General features: G+C 69.4%; 17 protein-coding genes. 12 read left to right on the top strand and 5 right to left on the bottom strand.

Going from position 1 to position 21,637, the window contains the following annotated elements; translation table 11 throughout:
* The first annotated feature begins 106 nt into the window (after window positions 1–106).
* On the top strand, window positions 107–1,537 hold the full coding sequence (locus ABOD76_RS20450; protein WP_350245562.1) for a mercuric reductase: 1,431 nt from the start codon (window positions 107–109) through the stop codon (window positions 1,535–1,537).
* 131 nt (window positions 1,538–1,668) lie between these two features.
* Here ABOD76_RS20450 and ABOD76_RS20445 read toward each other — a convergent pair whose 3' ends face one another.
* The 4 genes from ABOD76_RS20445 to ABOD76_RS20430 form a co-directional block, all read right to left on the bottom strand.
* The gene (locus ABOD76_RS20445) at window positions 1,669–2,136 is read right to left on the bottom strand and encodes a response regulator (protein ID WP_350245561.1); all 468 of its coding nucleotides are present in this window, start codon (window positions 2,134–2,136) and stop codon (window positions 1,669–1,671) included.
* Window positions 2,137–2,220: 84 nt separating this feature from the next.
* Entirely contained in the window at window positions 2,221–3,363 is a 1,143-nt protein-coding gene (locus ABOD76_RS20440) for an amidohydrolase family protein (protein ID WP_350245560.1), read from the bottom strand.
* A 1-nt stretch (window position 3,364) separates the two neighbouring features.
* The gene (locus tag ABOD76_RS20435) at window positions 3,365–4,678 is read right to left on the bottom strand and encodes a glutamine synthetase family protein (RefSeq protein ID WP_350245559.1); all 1,314 of its coding nucleotides are present in this window, start codon (window positions 4,676–4,678) and stop codon (window positions 3,365–3,367) included.
* Window positions 4,675–5,169, bottom strand: coding sequence for an Lrp/AsnC family transcriptional regulator (locus ABOD76_RS20430; protein ID WP_350245558.1), 495 nt, complete (start codon window positions 5,167–5,169; stop codon window positions 4,675–4,677). Before ABOD76_RS20430 ends, ABOD76_RS20435 begins: the two co-directional genes overlap by 4 nt.
* Window positions 5,170–5,319: 150 nt before the next feature.
* Between ABOD76_RS20430 and ABOD76_RS20425 the strand changes: the two genes are divergently transcribed.
* The 10 genes from ABOD76_RS20425 (at window position 5,320) to ABOD76_RS20380 (ending at window position 17,808) form a co-directional block, all read left to right on the top strand.
* Complete coding sequence (locus ABOD76_RS20425) at window positions 5,320–6,231, top strand: proline iminopeptidase-family hydrolase (RefSeq protein WP_350245557.1); 912 nt, start codon at window positions 5,320–5,322, stop codon at window positions 6,229–6,231.
* A gap of 77 nt (window positions 6,232–6,308) precedes the next feature.
* Window positions 6,309–7,196, top strand: a complete 888-nt coding sequence (locus ABOD76_RS20420; RefSeq protein WP_350245556.1) for an ABC transporter permease — start codon at window positions 6,309–6,311, stop codon at window positions 7,194–7,196.
* Complete coding sequence (locus ABOD76_RS20415) at window positions 7,197–8,117, top strand: ABC transporter permease (protein WP_350245555.1); 921 nt, start codon at window positions 7,197–7,199, stop codon at window positions 8,115–8,117. It abuts the gene before it with no gap.
* A 40-nt stretch (window positions 8,118–8,157) separates the two neighbouring features.
* On the top strand, window positions 8,158–9,738 hold the full coding sequence (locus tag ABOD76_RS20410) for an ABC transporter substrate-binding protein (protein ID WP_350245554.1): 1,581 nt from the start codon (window positions 8,158–8,160) through the stop codon (window positions 9,736–9,738).
* Between the two features lie 48 nt (window positions 9,739–9,786).
* On the top strand, window positions 9,787–11,361 hold the full coding sequence (locus ABOD76_RS20405; RefSeq protein ID WP_350245553.1) for an ABC transporter substrate-binding protein: 1,575 nt from the start codon (window positions 9,787–9,789) through the stop codon (window positions 11,359–11,361).
* Between the two features lie 54 nt (window positions 11,362–11,415).
* The gene (locus ABOD76_RS20400) at window positions 11,416–12,540 is read left to right on the top strand and encodes a M42 family metallopeptidase (protein ID WP_350245552.1); all 1,125 of its coding nucleotides are present in this window, start codon (window positions 11,416–11,418) and stop codon (window positions 12,538–12,540) included.
* Window positions 12,541–12,615: 75 nt separating this feature from the next.
* Window positions 12,616–14,121 carry an ABC transporter substrate-binding protein gene (locus ABOD76_RS20395; RefSeq protein ID WP_350245551.1) on the top strand — a complete coding sequence of 502 codons (1,506 nt, stop codon included), beginning with the start codon at window positions 12,616–12,618 and terminating at the stop codon, window positions 14,119–14,121.
* A 6-nt stretch (window positions 14,122–14,127) separates the two neighbouring features.
* Window positions 14,128–15,051: an ABC transporter permease gene (locus ABOD76_RS20390; RefSeq protein ID WP_350245550.1), complete on the top strand. Its 924-nt coding sequence runs from the start codon at window positions 14,128–14,130 to the stop codon at window positions 15,049–15,051.
* 1 nt (window position 15,052) lies between these two features.
* The gene (locus ABOD76_RS20385; protein WP_350245549.1) at window positions 15,053–15,919 is read left to right on the top strand and encodes an ABC transporter permease; all 867 of its coding nucleotides are present in this window, start codon (window positions 15,053–15,055) and stop codon (window positions 15,917–15,919) included.
* Window positions 15,916–17,808, top strand: coding sequence for a M14 family zinc carboxypeptidase (locus tag ABOD76_RS20380; protein WP_350245548.1), 1,893 nt, complete (start codon window positions 15,916–15,918; stop codon window positions 17,806–17,808). The genes ABOD76_RS20385 and ABOD76_RS20380 overlap by 4 nt, the downstream gene beginning before the upstream one ends.
* 4 nt (window positions 17,809–17,812) lie before the next feature.
* Here the strand turns inward: ABOD76_RS20380 and ABOD76_RS20375 are convergent, their stop codons facing one another.
* Window positions 17,813–18,421 carry a TetR/AcrR family transcriptional regulator gene (locus ABOD76_RS20375; RefSeq protein ID WP_350245547.1) on the bottom strand — a complete coding sequence of 203 codons (609 nt, stop codon included), beginning with the start codon at window positions 18,419–18,421 and terminating at the stop codon, window positions 17,813–17,815.
* A gap of 71 nt (window positions 18,422–18,492) precedes the next feature.
* Between ABOD76_RS20375 and ABOD76_RS20370 the strand changes: the two genes are divergently transcribed.
* Window positions 18,493–21,618: a YhgE/Pip domain-containing protein gene (locus ABOD76_RS20370; RefSeq protein ID WP_350245546.1), complete on the top strand. Its 3,126-nt coding sequence runs from the start codon at window positions 18,493–18,495 to the stop codon at window positions 21,616–21,618.
* Window positions 21,619–21,637 lie beyond the last annotated feature (19 nt).

Raw genomic sequence — 21,637 nt, 5'->3', positions numbered from 1 at the left:
GGCGGCCATCTTGCGCGAGATCAGGGTGGGCGCTGTTGCCTCGCCCGGCACTCCAGACTGTTGTCCACCAGACACCTGCCGGCCACGTGGACCTTTAAGGTCAGGTATGGATACCAGGAACACCGACGGCAACTCCGTGCGCGACGTGATCGTGATTGGTGCCGGTCAGGCGGGCGGGCCGCTGGCCAGCGCGCTGGCCAGCAGCGGACGCCGCGTCACTGTGATCGAACAGGCCCATGTGGGCGGCACCTGCGTGAATGAGGGCTGCACCCCCACCAAGACCATGATCGCCAGCGCCCGGGTGGCCTACCTGGCGCGCCGGTCCCAGGACTACGGCGTGCATACGGGCGAGGTGAGCGTGGATTTCGCGCAGGTGCAGCGCCGCAAGGATCAGGTGGTCGAGCAGTTCCGGTCCGGCAGCACCGACAGCCTGACCAGCTCCGGCGCCGAGCTGCTGATGGGCCGCGCCCGCTTCACTGGCCCGCGCCAGATTCAGGTCACGCTGGCCGACGGACGCCAGCAGGACCTGCAGGCCCCCCTGGTGATTCTCAACACCGGAGCGCGGCCCACCTGGCCGGACCTGCCGGGCCTGCGCGAGGTGGGGGCCCTGGACTCCACCAGCCTGCTGGCGCTGAAAGAGCTGCCGGAACATCTGGTGATCCTGGGCGGCGGGTACATCGGACTGGAGTTCGGGCAGGCCTTCGCGCGGTTTGGGTCGCGGGTGACGGTCATCGAGCACGGCCCGCGACTCGCCGCGCGGGAGGACCCGGACGTGGCGGAAGCCCTGCAGCAGGCGTTGGAGCAGGACGGCGTGACGTTCATGCTGGAGACCCAGGCGCTGAGGGCACAGCGCACCGATGCAGGCGTCGAGCTGGTGGTGCAGGGAAAGGACGGCGAGCAGACCCTGCGCGGCTCGCACCTGCTGGTGGCGGCCGGCCGGACCCCCAACACCGATGACATGGGGCTGGCGGAGGCGGGCATCGAGGTGAACGACCACGGGTACATCGTCGTGGACGGGCACCTGCAGACCACGGCGGAGGGGGTGTACGCGCTGGGCGACGTCAAGGGCGGCCCCGCCTTCACCCACATCTCCTACGACGACTACCGCATTCTGCGTGACGCGCTGCTGCACGGGAAGGTCCGCTCCACCTCCGACCGACCGGTGCCGTACACCGTCTTCACCGATCCGCAGCTGGCGCGGGTGGGGCTGAGCGAAACCGAGGCGCGCAAGCAGAACCGCCCGGTGCGCATCTACACCCTGCCGATGGCCCGCGTGGCGCGCGCCATCGAGACCGACGAGACGCGCGGGCTGATGAAGGCGGTGGTGGACGACCATACCGATCAGCTGCTGGGGGCGACGGTGCTGGGCCTGGATGGCGGGGAGGTGCTGAGCGTGCTGGAGGTGGCAATGATGGGCGGCGTGACGGCCACGCAGCTGCGGGAGGGAGTGTTCTCGCACCCGACGCTCAGCGAGTCGTTGAACAACCTGTTCATGGGCACCCCGGTGAAGGTGCAGCCGGAGAGCACGCCCGCCTGAGCAACGGAATGCGGGCGGGGCCGGCAGGGAACGTCCCTGCCGGCCCCGCTTCTTTCCCCACGTGGTCAGGGTCATTCCTCCGGAGCCGTGGTCCGCACGCCCGCTGGACCCTGGCCGGGGGTCCACACTGCTCAGGCGGTGGAAGCCGGCCGAGCGCGCTGGACGTGGCTGGGCAGCCGCACCGCGGGGTTGCCCCAGAACGCGACCAGGCATTCCAGCGCTTCGGCCAGCTGCGTGAACTCAATGGGCTTGACCATGTAGGCGGCGCTGCGCTCCAGATAGCACTGACGGATGTCGCGCGCGGAGGCCGACGTGCTGAACACGATGACCGGCATTGACGCAAACGTGGGATCCGCCTTGAGACACTGCAGCAGCTCCGGGCCGTTCATGCGCGGCAGATGCAGGTCGAGGAGCAGCAGGTCCGGCAGCGGCTCGCCCACCTCCGAGAGCTTGCGCAGGAGCTCCAGCGCCTCCTCGCAGGTCTGCACCGTCCGGTATGCCGGCGCGGGCTTCAACTGCTGAAGCACGCTGGTGACCAGCAGCTGATCTTGCTCACTGTCATCCACGAGCAGGAGATGGAGGGTTCGTGAGGATGCCATGCTGCTCATCTTATAAAACAGCGCCTGACAGACTGTACAGCCGGCTCATATTCGGGTGCAGTGGCCCTGACCTGCCGGCTGGCGTCAGGGCGTATGGCTGGCCTGCTCCTCAGCCACAGGGGCCCGGTACAGTTCCACCGCGTTGTCCCACAGCAGCCGGGACGCGGCCCAGTCGGCCTCCGCTTTCGTCAGGTCGCCGAGCGCCACCGTCTGGCTCAGCACCGCCCCAATGGTCCGCCGGGCCCAGCGGGCCGCCAGCCAGTACAGTTCCGGGGTCCGCTGCGCGTCGGTCGAGATCAGGAGCTTGCTGATGGGGGAGAGGTGCAGCGCCTCGTGCAGCGCCGTCTGCATCGCCGACACGCTGGTGTAGGGAATGGTCAGCCCCAGGTCCAGGTACACGCCCCGGTACACGCTCGCCAGATACCCGGCCTCGCGGACGTAGGGGTAGCAGTGCAGCAGCACCACCTGCAGGTCCCGGAAGGCCGGCGTCTCGATCACGCCCCTGAGATGCAGCGGGCTGGCCAGCCGCATGTCCAGGTCCGGATCGCCGTAGCCGGTGTGGAACTGCACCGGCAGCCCCAGGTCGGTGGCCACCTGTAGCCCGCGCAGCAGCGCGGCGTCCAGCAGCGCCTTGTCCTGCACCCGTCCGCCGCGTTCGCGGTCCTGGCGGAAGCCGCGCTCCAGGGCGGCGGGGGTCGGCGGCTCCACCGCCAGCCCGGTGCGGTACGCGATGATGCTCTTGAACCCGGCGGCGCTGCGGCCCGCCTCGCGCAGCACCTGTTCCAGCGCGTCCAGCAGAGTGCCGGGCGCGTCGTGGTGGGGCAGCAGCAGCTCCAGCTCGCTCTCAATGCGCACCACCCGCTGCACCGGGAGTGGCAGCCGCTCCCGGGCCTGCGCCACGCTCCACAGCCGGTCCGGCCAGAAGCCGTCGTCCAGCAGCAGGTGTTGAATGTTGGCCCGCTGGAACAGGTCGCGGCACAGGGCCGGGTAATCCACCCCGGCGCGCACCTCGCGCAGCGCGTCCGCGTTCGGGTCACAGCCGTACAGCTCACTCAGATCGCGCAGGCTGCGGCGGTAGAACAGCGTGTCCGGCACGAAGCGCTGCAGGATGTGCGGGTCGTAGGCCTCGGTGAAGTAGGCCTCCAGCGGGGCCGTGCGCCACAGCGGCTCGTGGTACAGCCCGTGGGCGTGGTGATCGTAGAACGCCAGATGTTCGAGTTCCAGCATGTCAGTACCGTTCCGCCAGCAGTGCCAGCTCATCCGTGAGGCTCAGGTCCTTGAGGGCCGTCCATTCGGCCCGCCGCACCGCCAGATACGCTTGTGCGCGCGCCGCGCCCAGCGCGCCTTGCAGCGCCCCGTCCTGTTCCAGCGCCGCCATGGCCGCGTCCAGCGAGGCCGGCAGCGGCTCGATGCCCTGCTCCAGCCGCTGCTCCGGAGTCAGGCTTCCCGGATCGCGCGTGACCTCGTCGGGCAGCGGCAACTGCTGTGTCAGGCCGTCCAGCCCGGCGGCCAGCAGCGCGCCCAGCGCCAGGTAGGGGTTGGCCGTGGCGTCAGCGGTTTTCAGCTCGAAGCGGCTGGCCCCGGCTCTGCCCCGGGTGACCCGCACCGCCGCCTCCCGGTTGCCGTAGCCCCAGGTGCGGTAGGCACCGGCCCACGCCTGGGGCCGCAGCCGCCGGTACGAGTTGGGCGTGGGCACCGTCAGGGCGCACAACGCCGGCAGATGCGCCAGCACCCCCGCGATGAAATGGCGCGCCTCTTCCGACAGGCCGGTGGGATCACCCGGGTCGCCGGTCTGGTTCTGCCCATTGCGCCACAGGCTCAGGTTGATGTGGCAGCCGCTGCCGGCCGACGCCTCGAACACCTTGGGCAGGAAGCAGGCCACGTAGCCGTGCGCCTGGGCCACGCCGCGCACCGTCTCGCGGAACACCACCTGCTGATCGGCGCTGCCCAGGGCGTCGGTGTGGCGCACCGACAGCTCCTGCTGGCCCGGCCCCGACTCGGGGTAGTACAGTTCCGGCACCAGCCCCTGCTGCTCCAGCGCGTCGGTGAGCGCGTGAATGAAGGCCCGGTGCAGGTTCATGCTGCCGGTCTGGGCATACACCGTGGTGTCGGCCGGCCGATACCCGTCCGGCCCGGCCCGCAGCAGGTAGAACTCGTTCTCGAAGGCCGCCTGGACACTCAGACCCCGCTCCCCGAGCTGCTGAATCTGCCGCTTCAGAAAGGTGCGCGGGCAATGTGCCCACGGCTGCCCGTCCTGCCACAGGTCACCCAGCACCTGCGCCTCGCCCGGCGCGTAGGGCAGGCGGCGCAGGGTGCTCCAGTCGGGCATCAGCTGCGCCTCGCCCACCGGCCCCAGTCCGGCGCCCGGCACCACGCTGTCCTGCATCACCGGCAGGGCGAGCTGCCCGGCCGAGATGCTCACCTGGGTGCCGGGCAGCTGGGTGGTCCGCACCGCCCGCGCCCGGATGACGTTGGCGTTGTCCGACCACAGCACCCGCAGGTAGCGGATGCCCTCGGCATTCAGGTCGGCGGGGGCGCTCACGCCGGGTCCCGGAGGGGCAGCGCGCCACCTTCCTTGAATTCCTCCAGCGCGATGCAGGTCTCGGCCCGCTCAATCACCTGCTGCTGCAGCGACAGCCGGCTCAGGAAGTCGCGCAGCGCGATGTGGTCGGTGACGGCCACCTTCAGGATCGCGTCGCTGCTGCCGGTCAGGGTGTAGCACTCCAGCACCTCCGGCAGCGCCCGGATGGCGCGCTGCAGGTCCACCAGGTTCTCCGGCTGCAGGTTGCTGCGAAACGTGATCTTTAGAAAGCACAGCAGGTCCAGGCCCAGCCGGCTGCGGTCCAGCTGGGCCGTGAGCCGGCGCACGTAGCCCTCCTGGCGCAGCCGCTTGAGCCGCTTGTGGACGCCGGCCGCCGAGAGGCCCACCCGCGCGGCCATGTCGGCGTGGTTCTGGTCCGCGTCTTCCTGCAGCAGTTCCAGCAGGGTCCGGTCGATGTCGTCAAGGTCCGGGGCGATCTGTCTTGGAAGCATAAATTCCTCAAACCTCCGTTTTTGTAGATGGATTTCGCTTCGGTTGACGATACAGTAAATTTCCGTTACTCTTCAATCCATCACTGAATCACGTCGTCGCTGTAGTGGGAAGCGCCAATCATCCTGAGCGGGGCCTGACAGGAGCTGGACATGACCGGATCAGAGGAAGCGAACGTTCAGCGGATCTCCGTGGACCAGCGGTACACGGTGTATACCCGCAAGGTCGGGCACGGGCCCATCACCCTGCTGCTGCTGCACGGTGGTCCCGGCTGTACCCACGAGTATTTCGAGTGTTTCGAGCAGTGGCTCTCGCCGGACGAGTACACCTTCTACTACTACGATCAGCTGGGCAGCTACTACTCCGACCAGCCGGACGACGCGTCACTCTGGACGGTGGAGCGCTTCCGCGAGGAGGTGGAGCAGGTGCGGGCCGCGCTGGGGCTGGAGCAGTTCTACCTGTTCGGCAATTCCTGGGGCGGCATGCTGGGGCTGGAGTACGCCCTGAAGTACCAGCAGCACCTCAAGGGCCTGATCGTCAGCAACATGACCGCCAGCATCGCCTCGTACCTCACCTACCTGGGCGAGTTGCGCGGCCGGATGGCCCCCGAGGACGTGCAGACCATGCTGCGCCACGAGGAGGCCGGCACGCTGGACCACCCGGAATACACTGAACTGCTCACCCAGCTCTACAACCAGCACATCTGCCGGGTGGTGCCGTGGCCCGAGCCGGTGCAGCGCATGTTCGGGCACCTCGCCACGCCGGTGTACAACACCATGCAGGGGGCCAACGAGTTTGTGGTGACCGGGACCTTCAAGGACTGGGACCGCTGGGCCGACCTGCACCGCATCACGGTGCCCACGCTGCTGTCGGTGGGCCGCCACGACACCATGCGCCCGGAGGACATCGAGGAGATGGGCCGCCGGATGCCGAACAGCCGCGTCTCGATCTGCGAGGCCGGTAGCCACCTGAGCATGTGGGACGACCCACAGACGTACTTCGACGCACTCAAGCGGTTCCTGGCGGACGTCGAGGCCGGGAGCTTCGCGGTTTCACTGGTCTGAATTCACCCGGGCGACCCTCACCCGGGCCCGCCTCCAGCTGTTCAGCGAGGTTTATTGTGAACGTTGATGCTCCTCCGATGCCCCGGCCGCAGCTGAAATCCAGGGGCGCGTCGTCCGCAGCGTGGCGCCGGTTCCGCCGGCAGCGCGGCGCGCTGTTGGGTCTGTTGATCACGGCGGTGCTGATCATCATCTGCATCTTCGCGCCGTGGCTGGCGCCGCACGACCCGGCGGTGCAGTACCCGAATGGACTGTCTGAACTTGGAGCGCCGCTGCCGCCGACGCACACCTTCTGGTTCGGGACCGACGCCCTGGGCCGCGACCTGTACAGCCGCCTGATCTTCGGGACCCGCACGTCGCTGCTGGTCGCGGTGCTCTCCAACCTGATCGCCACCAGCATCGCCCTGGTGCTCGGCACGCTGGCCGGGTACTTCGGCGGGCTGGCCGACACGCTGATCATGCGCGTCACCGACGTGCTGATCAGCTTTCCGGTGCTGCTGCTGGCGGCCTTCCTGGCGGCGGTGCTGCGGCCCGGCATCGGGGTGATCATCGGCGTGATCGGGGGGGTGGGCTGGTTCTATCTGGCACGGGTGATCCGGGCCGAACTGCTCTCGGTGCGCCGGCGCGAGTACGTCGAGGCGGCCCGGGCGCTGGGCGCCAGCGACACGCGGATCATCTTCCGGCACGCCCTGCCGCAGATTCTCGGTCAGGTGATGGTCTACAGCACCCTTAACTTCTCGACCACCGTGCTGTTCGTGGCGGCGCTGTCGTACGTCGGCATCGGGGTGCAGCCGCCCACGCCCGACTGGGGCAACATGATCTCGGACGGCTCGCAGTACCTGACCGTCAGTCCGTGGCTGGTGATCTTCCCCGGCATTTTCCTGGGGCTCTCGGTGCTGAGTTTCAACCTGCTCGGAGACGGCCTGCGCGACGCCCTCGACGTCAAGAGCGGAAAGAAGGCGACCTGAATGCTGACCTTTCTGGCCCGTCGTCTGGCCTGGAGCGTGGTGGTGCTCCTCTTCGCCTCGCTGCTGACGTTCTTTGTCGGGTACAAGGTGCCGGCCAATCCGGCCCGAATGATCGCGGGGCCCAACGCGACCGCCGAGACGGTCCGCAGCATCTCGCACCAGCTCGGCCTGGACCAGCCGTTCACCGTGCAGTACGGCCGCTTTCTCAGCCACGCGGTGCGCGGCGATCTGGGCCGCTCCTACAAAACCGAGCAGCTGGTGTTGCCGACCATCCTGCAGCGTTTTCCCTACACGCTGGCCCTGGCCCTGGGCGGGCTCGCGTTCGAGGTGCTGATCGGCGCCTCAATCGGGCTGCTGGCTGCCGGCACCCGTTTGCGCGCCGTGGACGGGCTGGCCAGCACCTTCGTGCTGCTGACCCTGGCGGTGCCGTCGTTCTGGCTGGGCATCATCCTGCTGTACATCTTCGGCTTCAAGTACCCGATTCTGCCGCTCGGCGGCGCCGAGGCCGGGCCGATCAGCCTGCTGCTGCCGGCCCTGACGCTGGGGCTGTCCGGTGCCGGCTACTACGCCCGGATGGGCCGGGCCAGCCTGCTCGAAGTGATGGGTGAGGACTACATCCGCACCGCCCGCGCCAAGGGTGTGTCGCCCGGGCGGGTGATGTTCAAGCACGCCTTCCGGAACGCCCTGCGCCCACTGATCACCATGACGGCCCTGGACCTCGGCCTGCTGCTGGGCGGGGCGCTGATCATCGAGCAGGTGTTCGGCTGGCCCGGCATCGGCACCCTGGCCTGGCAAGCGGTGCAGAACATTGACCTGCCAATGATCATGGGCACCGTCCTCTTCTCCGCGCTGTGCATCGTGCTGGCCAACATTCTGGTGGACCTGATCTACAGCTGGGTCGACCCGCGCATCACCATTTAAGCTTCTGTCCCTTCGCCCTCGTCCATCACCAAGGAGTCCTATGCCCAAGCCTGCCGCGCTGTCCGCTTTCGGTCTGATGCTGGCCCTGTCGTTGGGCTCCGCCCTCGCGGCGGGCAGCACCGTGACGGTCAGTTATCCTTCGGATTTTCAGAGCCTCGATCCGGCCATTGGGTATGACGTGCAGAACTGGCCGGTGGAGCACGCCCTGTTCGTCACGCTGCTGACCTACGGCAAAGGCACTGACCTGAGGCCCTGGGCGGCCACCGACCTGGGGCAGGTCAGCAAGGACGGCAAGACCTACACCTTCCACATCAAGAAAGGCATCAAGTTCGCCGACGGTGAGCCGACCGACGCCGCCGCCTTCAAATACGCCATCGAGCGGGTCCTCAACCCCAAGACCAAATCGCCGCAGGGCGGCACCGGGGGCTGGTACGGCAACCTGGTGGGCGCGGCCGATTTCGTGGCCGGCAAAGCCAAGACGGTGAGCGGCATCAAGACGCCCGATCCCTACACCATTCAGTTTCAGCTGGTCAAACCGGACCGCACCTTCCTGAACGTGCTGGCCACCCCGTTCTCGGCGGCGGTGCCGCGCCAGGCCGCCGAGAAATGGGGCAGCGATTTCTCGCACCACGTGGTGGGCAACGGGCCGTTCCTGCTCGACTCGTGGGTGCCGGGCCAGCGGGTGGTGCTGGTCAAGAACCCCACCTACTTCGACAAGGCCAACGCGGCCCAGATTGACCGGATCGAGTTCTCGCTGGGGCTCAGCGAGCAGGTGGCGCTGCTGCGCGCCCAGCGTGGTCAGGTGGATGTGCTCGGCAACGGCATTCCCTCGGCGCAGTTCGCGGCGATCACCTCCAACCCGCAGTACAAGGCGTACGTCAAGAGCCTGGTGCAGGTCGGGACGTACTACGTGTTCATGAACACCCAGAAGGCTCCCTTCAACAACAAGCTGGTGCGCGAGGCGGTGAACGCTGCCATCGACAAGGCCCGCATGGTGCAGCTCGTCAACGGGCGCGGCAAGGCCACCGGGCAGATTCTGCCGCCGGGCATGCCCGGCTATGACCCCAGCATTCCAGCCGGTACCCCAAACGCGACCAAAGCCAAAGACCTGCTGAAGCAGGCCGGCTACGACGCCTCCCAGACGCTGACGCTGATCACCATGGCCGACGAGCCCGGTCCCAAGCTGGCGCAGGCGGTGCAGCAGCAGCTCTCCGCCATCGGCATGAAGGTGGACATCAAGGCCCTGCCGGGCGCCGAGTACATCAACACCATCACCACGCCCGGCAGCACCAGCATCGGCATCTCGGCGTGGTTCCAGGATTACCCGGACCCCTCGGATTTTCTCGACGTGCTGTTCGAGGCCGCCTACATCCAGCCGGGCGGCTTCAACCTCGCCAACTACAAGAATCCGGCGGTGGACCAGCAGCTTCAGGCGCTGCGCGGTCAGCCGCTCAAACAGGCGTTGCCCGGCTACCAGAAAGCGCAGAAGCAGATTCTGGCGGATTACCCGTGGGTGCCGCTGTACAACACGGTTCAGTACAACTTCATCAACCCGCGCCTGACGAACACCGATCTCCACCCGGTGTGGAACTACGTCTATCAGGACTGGAAGCTCAAATAAGAGGGCGGGTGTGCCGTCCTTTCGCCCTCTTTCTCTAGGAGTGCTGTTGTGAAACGTTTCCTGCTCGGTGCCCTTCCGCTGACGGTCGCCCTGGCCGCCAGCCCCGCCCTCGCCGTCAAAAGCGTGACCGTCGCCTACTCGGCGGACATGCACACCCTCGACCCGGCCATCGGCGACGACGTGCAGAACTGGCCGGTGGAGCACGCCCTCTTTGTCACGCTGCTGACCTACCGTGAAGGCACGACCCTGGTGCCGTGGGCGGCCACCGATCTGGGGCAGGTCAGCAAGGACGGCAAGACCTACACCTTCCACATCAAGAAGGGCATCAAGTTCGCCGACGGTGAGCCGACCGACGCCGCCGCCTTCAAATACGCCATTGAGCGGGTGCTTGATCCCAAGAGCAAGTCGCCCCAGAGCGGAAAGGCCGGCTGGTTCGGCAATCTGGAGGGGGCCGCCGCCTTCGTGGACGGCAAGGCCAAGGACGTCAGCGGCATCAAGACGCCCGACCCCTACACCATCAGTTTTCAGCTGATCAAGCCGGACCGCACCTTCCTGAACTACCTCGCAACGCCCTTCGCGTCGGCGGTGGACCGCAAGGCCGCCGAGAAGTGGCCGCAGGACTACTCGCACCACGTGGTGGGCAACGGGCCGTTCCTGCTCAAGTCGTGGGTGCCGGGGCAGGAGATGGTGCTGGTCAAGAACCCCAACTACTTTGACAAGGCCCACGCCGCCAAGCTCGACGAGGTGCACATCCTGCTGAGCCTGAGCGATCAGGTGGCGCTGCTGCGGGCCCAGCGCGGCGGGGTGGACGTGCTCGGCAGCGGCGTGCCCAGCGCCCAGTTTGCCTCGATCCTGCAGAGTCCTCAGTACAAGTCCTATGTGCACGACGCGGTGCAGATCGGCACGTACTACGTGTACATGAACACCCAGAAGGCCCCCTTCGACAACAAACTGGTGCGCGAGGCGGTCAGCCACGCCATCGACAAGAAGCGCATCCTGCAGCTGATCAACGGGCGCGGCAAGATCGCCACCCAGATTCTGCCGCTGGGACTGGCGGGCAACGACCCCACCGTGAAGGACGTGGGCTACGACCCGGCCAAGGGCAAGGCGCTGATGGCGCAGGCGGGCCTCAAGAACGGCGTGAGCACCACCCTGCTCACCAGCACCGACGGTGACCTGACCAAGATCGCCCAGGCGGTGCAGCAGCAGCTCGCGGTGATCGGCATCAAGGCCAGCATCAAGACGCTGCCGCAGGCCGAGTGGATCAACACCATGACCACGCCCGGCACCACCGCCATCGGGCTCTCCGGGTGGTATCAGGCGTACCCGGACGCCTCGGACTTCCTGCCGATCCTGTTCAAGTCCAACCAGTACGCGCCCGGCAGCTGGAACCTCTCGGGCTACAAGAACAAGGCCGTCGACGCGCTGCTCGACCAGGCGCAGGGCGTGAACCTCAAGGCCAGCGTGCCGCTCTACCAGAAGGCCCAGAAGATGATTCTGGCGGACTACCCGGTGGTGCCGCTGTACCACCCGGTGGCCTACGATTTTGTGAATCCGAAGCTTCAGCACTTCAGCCACCACCCGGTCTGGGGCTTCCTGTACCAGGACTGGGACCTCAAGTAACTTGCGCCTCTTTTGCCCCTCACCCCGCGTCCTGACGACGCTGCTGGAGATGTCATGACCACAGCTCACCCCACCGACACCGAGTTCTCGTCCGTGCTGTCTCACCTGCGCCGCCTGGTGGACGTCACGGGTCCCAGCGGCGCCGAGGAGGACGTGATCCGCCGGATCGTGGAGGCCGCCCGCCCGCTGTGCGACACGCTGGTGGTGGACGCCTTCGGCAATGTGGTGGCCACCCGCGAGGCGGCCCAGCCGGACGCCCGCCGCTGCCTGATCTCGTCGCACATGGACGAGATCGGCTTCGTGGTGCACAAGATCGAGGCGAGTGGCTTCCTGCGCCTGGAGAAGGTGGGCGGCCTGGACGACCGGATTCTGCCGGCGCAGCGGGTGTGGGTCCGCAGCGACGCCGGGCGGCTGCCGGGCGTCATCGGCACCAAGAGCGCCCACCTGCTCACCGACGAGGACCGCAAGACCATCACGCCGTATGCCCAGCTGTATGTGGACGTCGGTGCCCGCAGCGCCGATGAGGCGAACGCCATGGGCGTCCGGGTGGGCGACCCGGTGGGCTTCGCCGGTGAGCTGCAGGAACTCGGGCGCGGCAGCGGGCGCTACACCGCACACGCCCTGGACGACCGGGCCGGCTGCGCCGTGCTGCTGGGCCTGCTGGAAGCGTACCGTGACACCCCGCCCCCGGTGACGCTGGTGGCGGTGTTCTCGGTGCAGGAGGAGGTGGGGCTGCGCGGCGTGGAGGCGCTGGCCCGCCATGTGCAGGCGGACGTGGCGCTGGCCTTCGACATGACGGCCGCCGACGACACCCCCGACACCGGCACCGGCCGCCTCCAGATTGGGGCCGGGCCGACCGTGAAGGTGATGGACTTCTCCACCCTCGCGCACCCGGCGGTGCGGCGCGGGCTGCTCGCGGCGGCCGAGCGGCGCGGGCTGGCGGTGCAGCCGGAGGTGCTCAAGGGCATCGGCACCGACGCGGGCGCGCTGCAGTACGTGGGCGGCGGCATTCCCACCGGAGCCGTCTCGGTGATCAACCGCTACACCCACAGCCCGGTGGAGGTGCTGGACCTGCAGGACCTGGAGGGCGCGCAGCGGCTGCTGCAGGCGTTCATGGAGGACCTGCCGGACATGGAACTGCGCTTCGTGGCGCTGGAGGAGGCGCGGCTGGACCGCTGACGCCCGCTGCATCCAGGATCCTGGCCCGCCCCGTGTGGCGCTTCCCGGCGCCGTTGTCACTCCGCAGGAGGAGTTATGGCACGAATGAACGCCCTGCTGGTCACGGCCGCGTTGGCCACCACGTCCCTGTCACTCGCCCAGGGCAGCACCCTGACGGTCGCCATTGCCCAGGACCCGCAGAGCTGGGACCCGATCGACACCTTTCTGGTGGCGTGGGGCAGCGTGGCGCACAACATCTTCGACGGGCTGATCCAGCGCGGGCCGGACCTGAAGCTGCAGCCGGGCCTCGCCACCAAATGGACGTATGTCACGCCCACCACCCTGCGCTTCACCCTGCGGCAGGGCGTGAAATTCCATGACGGCGAGCCGTTCAACGCCGCCGCTGTGAAGTTCAGCTTCGACCGGCTGCTGGGGCCGGAAGGCAAGAAGGGACCGCAGCAGGCCAACTACAACAGCATCAAGTCGGTGAAGGTGGTCAATGCGACCACCGTGGATTTCCTGCTGTCGCAGCCGGACCCGGTGCTGCTGACCAAGCTGGCCGGGTACGGGGCCATGATCGTGCCGCCCGCCTACATCAAGAGCAAGGGTGACGCCTACTTCGACACCCACCCGGTCGGGACGGGCCCCTTCAGCTTCGTGTCGTACAAGAACGGCGAATCGATGCGGCTGACCGCCTTCAAAGGCTACTGGGGCGGCGCGCCGAAGGTGGCGAACGTCACCTACCGCTTCATCGAGGAACCGTCCACCCGCGTGGCGGAGCTGCAGGCGGGCCGGGTGGACATCGCCGCCGGCATTCCGGTGGCGCAGGTGGCGACCATCAAGGGCGACAGCAAGCTGACGCTGCAGGCGGTCCCCAGCCCCACGGTGCAGTCGCTGCGCCTGAACACCTCGCACGGTCCCACCAGTGACCTGCGGGTGCGGCAGGCGCTCAACTACGCGGTGGACCGGGACGCCATCATCAAGTCGATCCTGCAGGGCTACGGCAGCCCCATCGCGGCGATGCAGTCGTCCAAGAGCTTCGGCTTCGATCCGAGCCTGAAGTCTTACCCCTACGATCCGGCCAAGGCCAAGGCGCTGCTGGCCGAGGCGGGCGTGAAGCCCGGCACCAGCATCGGCATTGACTTCATCGGCACGGACGCGGTGTTCCGGGAGGTGGCGCAGGCAGTGGCCGGCTTCTTCCAGGCCGTCGGGCTCAAGGCCGATCTGAAGCCCTACGAGACCAACACCTTCTACAGCGACATCATTCCCAAGAACAAGACCAGCAACGCCTACCAGATGGGCTGGGGCGGCTGGACCTTCGACTTCGACAACACCGCCTACCTGCTCTACCACAGCGGCCAGTTCTGGAACGCCAACCTCAAGAACAAGCAGCTCGACGCGCTGCTGGACAAGCAGCACACGCTCGCCAGCCAGCCGCAGCGGCTCACCCTCCTGCGCCAGATCGCCACCATGACCCACGATCTGGCCACCGACATCCCGCTCTATAACCAGCAGGACCTGTGGGGCGTGAACAAACGGGTGCAGGGCTTCCAGGCGCCCAGCGACAGCCTGCTGCACCTGCAGACCGTCAGCGTGAAGTGAGCGGGCGTGGCACGGTACCTCGTCTCGCAGCTGCTGCAGGCGCTGCTGGTGATCGTGTTCGTGACGCTGGTGGTGGCGATCATGCTGCGCTTCTCCGGCGATCCGGCGGTGGCCCAGTTCCAGGGAGCGTCGGCGCCCACCACCGAGCAGCTGCGCGACATCCGAAAAGCCCTGGGGCTGGACCAGCCGTTTCTGGTGCAGTACGGCCACTTTCTGGGCGGCATCGTGACCGGAAACTTCGGCACCAGCTTCCGGGGCAGCACGCCGGTCCGCAGCCTGATTGCTCAGGCGATGCCGCCCACCCTGCTGCTGGCGTTCTGCTCCCTGGTCATCTCGCTGGCCATCTCCCTGCCGCTCGGCATGTACGCCGCCGTGCATCAGGGGCGGCCCGCCGATCACCTGATCCGCTTCGTGTCGCTGCTGGGGCTGTCGTTTCCGAACTTCTGGCTGGGCATCATGCTGGTGCTGGTGTTCGGGGTGCTGTTGCGCTGGCTGCCCCCATCCGGGTACGAGAATGCCGCCTCGCTGGTGCTGCCGAGCCTGACCATCGGCCTGATCCTGACCAGCACCACCCTGCGGCTGCTGCGCGCCTCGCTGCTGGAGGTGCTGCAGAGCCAGTACGTCACGGTGGCGCGCAGCAAGGGCCTGTCGGAGCGCACCGTGCTGTACAAGCACGCGCTGCGCAACACAGCCATCCCGGTCATCACCTTCATCGGGCTGCAGTTCGGCGGCCTGATCGGCGGCGTGGTGGTGGTGGAGCAGGTGTTCGCGTGGCCGGGCCTGGGGTCGCTGGCGCTGCAGGCCATCGCCAACCGCGATTATCCGGTGCTGCAGGGCACCGTGACGGTGCTGGCGCTGTTCGTGGTGCTGGTGAACCTGCTGGTGGACCTGTCCTACGGCCTGTTCGACCCGCGCGTGCGGATGGAGTGACATGACGACGCCTCCCTCCGTGGTGGCCCCGGCCCGCCGACGCCCACGAGTGCGGCTGACCGCCGACCTGCTGTTCGGCGTGCTGATCACCGGGGCGGTGGTGCTGCTGGTGCTGCTGGCCGGCGTGCTGTTCCCGGCCGGCACCGATGTGATGGACCTGTCGGCCCGGCTGCAGCCGCCCACCTTTTCCGGCGCCCATCCGCTCGGCACCGACCCGATCGGCCGCGACGTGCTGTCGCGGGTGGTGTACGGCGGGCGCATCTCGCTGACGGTCGGGCTGGTGTCGGTGGTGCTCTCCGCGCTGATCGGCACGCTGCTGGGCCTGCTGGCCGGCTACTACCGCGCCACGGTCGGGGCCGTGCTGATGCGCCTGGCGGACGTGCAGCTGGCCTTCCCCTTCATCCTGCTGGCCATCACGGTCATCGCCATCATCGGGCCGGGCCTGTGGAAGCTGATCGCGGTGATGGTGGTGTCGCAGTGGGCTCAGTACGCGCGGGTGGTGCGCGGGCAGGTGCTGGCGCTGCGCGAGCAGGAGTACGTGCAGGCGGCCCAGGCGCTCGGCGCCGGCGACAGCCGGCTGATGCTGCGGCACATCATTCCCAACGCCATCGGCCCGATCGTGGTGCTGGCCACCCTGAACGTCGCCAACAACATCCTGCTGGAGTCCGGCCTGACCTTTCTGGGCCTGGGCGTGGACCCGCAGATTCCCTCGTGGGGCGGCATGCTGGCCGATGGCCGCACGTACCTGCAGACCGCCTGGTGGGTGTCGGTGTTTCCCGGCGTGGCCATCACCGTGACGGTGCTGGGCTTCAACCTGCTGGGCGACTGGTTCCGCGACCGCCTCGACCCGCACCGGAGACGCACATGACCCATGACCCAGAACGGCACGCCCTCCGCCTCGACTCCACCCGGCCCGGCCCGGCCCGCCACGTCTGGCAGGCGCAGTTTCCCTGGGAGGGCACGCGGCTGCTGGAGACCTTCCAGACGCTCCGCGCCATGCCGGGGCCGCTGCGGGTGCAGGCCTGGGTGTCGGAGTCGCCGGACCTGCGCGGCCTGCTCTCCGGCAGCCTGCAGGCGCAGCTGCGCGACCGTGGCCAGCCGGGCACCGTGCGGGTCCGCAGCGCCTACAAGCCCGGCTATTTCTGGCTGAGCGAGGAGGTGCGCCCGCTGTGGCGGCGCCTGCAGGCCGACCGGCTGAGCGTGCAGTACCCGCTCGCCTCGCCGGAGCAGCCGAGCCGCTTTCTGCAGGAGCTGTATCCGCTCGCGGCGCTGCTGGAGCAGGAGGGCGTCACCGCCGACTTCCAGCCGGGCGACGCGGCGTCCCGCTACACGGCGGCGCTGTTCCGGGCCGGGCAGGAGGTGTGGCGCGGCGAGTGTTTCGTGCCGCTGCACAACCGCCCGTCTCCGGATGGCCGGCGCCTGCCGTCCCCGACCGGCTGGCTGCGCGTGATGGCCGCCGGCGAGCTGGTCTATGACCGTCCGCTGCCCACCGACGGGGAGCTGTGCTGGGACTGGTACTGCGAGGTGGTGATGCCGGAACTGCTGGTCCTGGCCGACCGCCGCCCCGGGCTGCCGGTGTTCCGCAACCTGTCGGCCACGCTGCACGTCTCGGAGCCGGACCTGCCGCTTGAGGTGCTGGATGAGCGCGTCAGCATGACCGAGGCGCTCAGCGAGGAGCTGTACTTCGGCACGCTGGACGCGCTGAAGCGGCACCGGGGTGTGGCCCACCAGGACCGCAGCCTGCAGCCGGGCCGGATCGTGCCGGTGGTGTGCAGCGCACCCGGCCAGGACAGCCGCGTGCAGGTGGTGCTGGACCCCTGGGAGGAAGGCACCGGGCCGGACGAGGAGGCTGCTGGCCGCCGCGCCTGGGGCCGCGATCAGGGCTCGGCCCCGGCCGGCCAGCCGGACCGGCCGTGGAGCCCGGAAGCCCTGTGGGCACAGGCGCGGGCCGAGGCCGGGCGGCTGGACCTGGAGTGGCGCGTCCTGGGCCACAGCGTGAACGGCCGGCCGGTGCCGGGCGTGCTGCGGCCCGGCTCGGCGGGTGGCGTGCTGGTCACCGGCGGGCAGCACGCCAACGAGACCACCGGGCCGGTGGCCGCGCTGCGGTTCATTTCGGCGCTGGCCGCCACCCAGCGCCCGTTCGCGGTGCTGCCGCTGCTGAACCCGGACGGGGCGGCGCTGCACCGCGCCCTGATTCAGCTGAATCCGGAGCACATGCACCACGCGGCCCGCTACACCTCGCTCGGTGACGACCTGGAGTCGCGGCAGCGGCTGGCCGAGCCGCGCTTCGAGACGCGGGCGCTGGTGCAGGCGGCCCAGGCGAGCGGCGCCCGCCTGCAGCTGAACCTGCACGGTTATCCGGCCCATGAGTGGACCCGGCCCTACAGCGGTTACGCGCCCTACGGCTTCGAGTCGTGGGCGCTGCCGGTGGGCTTCCTGACCATCGTCTGGTACTGGCCCGGCCTGGAACAGGAGGCGCGCGACCTCGCCGGAACCATCGCCCGGCGGCTGGGTCAGGAGCCGGACGTGGTGGCCCACGCCCAGCGCGCCTGCCGTGCCAGCGCCGCCCACGTCAGCCCGCCGCACTACCAGCTGATCGGGGGGCTGCCGTTCATCCTGATGGAGCGGCCGGGCATGCTGTGCCCGCTGCAGGTGATCACCGAGGCCCCGGACGAGACCATTTACGGGCAGCACTTCGCGATGTTCGTCCGCGCGCACCTCGCCGTGTGCGAGGCGGCGGTGCAGCACCTCGGCTGAAGCGTCAGCCGGGCGGGGTGTGACCGTCCTGCTCGCGCTGCAGTGCCTCGATGCCCCCCCGGATGAAGGTGTCGAGGCTGCTGGCCAGCGCGTCTCCGGTCAGTGGGGTGCCGGTCAGGTCGGTGAAGGCCATCCCCTCCAGCAGCGTGGTGACGATCAGCAGGAGGTGCGGCAGCCGGCTCATGCTGGCGGGCCGCTGCGGCTCGATGCGCTGGGCCAGGGTGGCCAGGAAGGCGGTTCGCCGCGTCTGAAAGCTCGGGCCGCCGCCACAGCGCAGCAGGGCCAGCTCCGCACGCTCTTCCAGCAGGAAGCGGAAGACCGTGGCGAACAGCTGCGGCGCTGGCCGCTGGCCGTGGTCTGAGGAGCCCTGAAGCAGCGGCGCGAGCCGCGCCCACAGCTGCTGCATTCGCTCCTCCAGCAGCGCGTCCAGCACCGCCTCGGGGCTGGCGAAGTAGCTGTAGATGGTGGGCCGCGAAACTCCGAGCGCGCCCGCGATGTCGGCCATGCTGACGGCCTCAAAGCCGCGCTGCACGAACAGGGCGGCGGCGGCTTCCAGAATCTGATGGCGCCGGTCCGCGGAGGGCAGGCGTCTGCGGGAGGCCGGTGCGGTCATGGCTTCACTGTAGCGCATCTCTGACATTCTGTCACTTGACAAAGTGTCAATAAGCGAGCAGAGTGAGCAGCATGACGCCCCCCTCCTCGCCCCCGGACGGCTCCCCGGCCCCCTCACCGCGCCCTGGCCTGGGCGCCGAACTGCGTCAGCTCTCGGTGTTCGAGCGGCGCATGTGGCGCTATCCGCTGATGTGGCTGGCCACCCTGATCATCCTGCTGGTGCCGGTGCTGTACGTGACCATCTACCTGGGCAGCGTCTGGGACCCCTACGGGAACCTCAAGGCGCTGCCGGTGGGGCTGTCCAACGAGGATGCGGGCACCACGGCGCGGGGCCGGACCTACCACCTGGGCCACGACCTGGTGCAGTCGCTGACCGACGATCCTCCGGTGCATCTGGTGCGCTACCCCACCCAGGCGGCGGCAGAGGCGGCGGTGCGGCGCGGCGACGTGTACTTTGCGCTGAGCCTGCCGCGCGACTTCAGTCAGAAGGCCATCGCGGGCAACAGCAGCCAGCACGGCCTGATCAACCTCTACACCGCCCAGGGCACCAGCTACTTCGCCAGCCGGGTGGGCAGCAGCGTGGCCGGCTCGGTGGCGCAGCGGCTCAATGATCAGCTGGGCTCCAACCGCTGGCAGGTTGTCCAGCGCTCACTGACCGACGTGCAGAAGGGCTTTCAGGACATCCGCACCGCCACCGGACAGCTGCGTGACGGTGCCGGGCAGCTCGCGGACGGTGCGGGCACCCTGCAGAACGGCGCCCGGCAGCTCCAGCACGGGGCCGAGCAGGCCGCGTCAGGCAGCCAGCAGCTGCACACCGGCGCGGAGGCGCTGGCAGGCGGCGTCGGACAGCTGACCGGCGGCACCACGAACCTCTCGGCCGGCCTGCGGCAGCTGCAGGCGGCGGCGCCCGGTGCGGCCCAGCTGAAGCCGCTGCAGCAGGGCGCGGCGCGGCTCAGCAGCGGCGCGGCCGAGCTTCAGGGCGGCCTGGGCCAGCTGGGGGCCGGGGCCACCCGGCTGGCGGGCGGCGCAGCCAGCCTGAACGCCGGCGTGGCACAGGTGAACAGCGGCGCAGGCCAGCTCAGCGCGCAGCTGCCACAGCTGAGCCGCGGTCTGGGCCAGCTGAAGACCGGTGCGAGCCAGCTGGCGGACGGGGCGGCGACCCTTCAGACCGGGGCCACCCGGCTGAACACCGGGGCCGGTGAGCTGGCGGGCCAGCTGCCCGCCCTCCAGAGCGGGCTGGGGCAGCTGAAGGGCGGGGCCGATCAGCTGAGCAGCGGCGCGGCGTCCGTGAACGCCGGGGCTACCCGCCTGAACGGCGGCGCGGCGCAGCTCGCCGCCCGTGTGCCGGACCTAGTCGGTGGGCTGGAGCAGCTGAGCAGCGGCGCGGGTCAGCTGGTGAAGGGCAGCGGTGAGCTGTCGGGCGGGGCGGCGCAGGTCAACGCCGGCGCCCAGACGCTGGCGTCCCGGCTGCCGCAGCTGCAGGACGGGCTGCATCAGGCGCGCACCGGCGCGGACCAGCTGCAGACCGGGGCAGGCCAGCTGGCTGGCGGGGCCACCACCCTGGCCGCCGGCGTCAAGGGCAACCTGCTGGCTCCGGCGGCGCTCAAGACCGGCAGCGCCCAGCTGGCCGGCGGGGCCACGTCGCTCGACACCGGCACCCGCGCCCTGGCAGGAGCCCTGGCTCAGCTGGAAGGCGGCGCGGCTGACGCGACCAGGGGCGCGGCGACGCTGGCTGCCGGGACCGCGCAGCTGCAGACTGGGGCCGGGCAGCTGAGCACCGGCGCCCAGGCGCTGGCCGGTGGGCTGACCCAGGCCCGGCAGGGCGCTGGCGCCCTGGCCACCGGCAGCACCCAGCTGGCGAGTGGCGCCACGGCATTGGCGACTGGCGCGCGGCAGCTGCAGGCCGGGGCCGCCACCCTGGCCGGTCGGCTGGCCGAGGCGCAGCAGGGGGCCACCCGTGCGGTGAGCGGTGCGAAGCAGCTTTCGACGGGCGCCGATCAGCTGGCGAGCGGCGCGGGCAAGTTGCAGCAGGGGGCCCGCACCCTGGCCACCCAGACCGGCGTGGCCGCCCAGGGCGCCAGCAAAGCGGCCGCCGGAGCGGCGGCGCTGGCGGCCGGCACCGGCCAGCTGCAGCAGGGAAGCGCCCAGCTGCAGAGCGGAGCCGCCGCCCTGGCCAGCAACCTGAACACAGCCCGGACGGGCGCAGGCACCCTTGCCAGCGGTGCGAAGGCGCTCCAGACCGGCGTCACTACCCTGGCGAGCGGCAACGTCCGCATCAAGGAGGCCCTGACCACCATCACCGGCCAGCTGCCGGCCCAGGCGGAGCTGCAGCGCCTGAACGACGGAGCCGGCGCGCTCTCGGCCCGCAGCGGCGACCTGGCGGGCGGTGTGGCGCAGCTGGCGAGCGGCGCGGCCCGGCTGTCCAGCGGCAGCGCCGACCTGCAGGACGGCGCGACCCGGCTGCGCGACGGCCTGAGCCAGCTGTACACCCGCATTCCCAGCCGCACCGAGCAGCTGGGCGGCGACCCGGCGGGCCTGTCCGCCAGCGTGCAGGTGGTGGAGCGCAGCACCGCCACGGTCCGCACCAACGGGGTGGCCTTCGCGCCGTATTTCATGGCCCTGAGCCTGTGGGTGGGGGTCACGCTGACCACCTTCATCTTCCCGTACCTGCAGCTGGCCGAGAGCACCCGGCCCACCCGTCAGGGCGCGCGCCTGCTGCGCAAGCTGGCGGTTCCGGCCGTGGTGGTGGTGGCGCAGTCGCTGGTGGTGGTGCTGGGCGTCCACCTGCTGGGCGTGCCGTTCCAGAACCCCGGCGGGGTGCTGCTCACGGCGGCCGTGGCGTCGCTGACCTTCCTGACGCTGGTGCTGGCGCTGATCATGCTGCTGGGCGACGCCGGCCGCATCCTGTCGCTGATCCTGCTGGTGCTGCAGCTGGCGGCCAGCGGTGGCAGCTACCCGGTGGAACTCTCGTCGGTGTTCTTCCAGCGCATCCACGCCCTGGTGCCGGTGACGGACGCGGTCAATGCCTTCCGGGCGGCCATCTTCGGCAGCTACGACGGCCAGTACCTGGGCTTCGTGCTGCGGATGCTGCTGATCCTGGCGATCAGCACGGCGGTGGCGCTGCTGCTGGGCCGTCGCCGCTGGCGCTACGTGCCGGACGATCAGTTCAAACCGTTGCTGTACGTCGACCCGACCTGAGCGGCACAGCGAAAGACCG

Origin of the sequence: Deinococcus sonorensis KR-87 (assembly GCF_040256395.1) — a bacterium.
In the GTDB taxonomy this organism is placed as follows: Bacteria; Deinococcota; Deinococci; order Deinococcales; family Deinococcaceae; genus Deinococcus; species Deinococcus sonorensis.
Note: the sequence above shows the minus strand (reverse complement) of the source record. Positions and strands in the feature narration are given on the sequence as shown.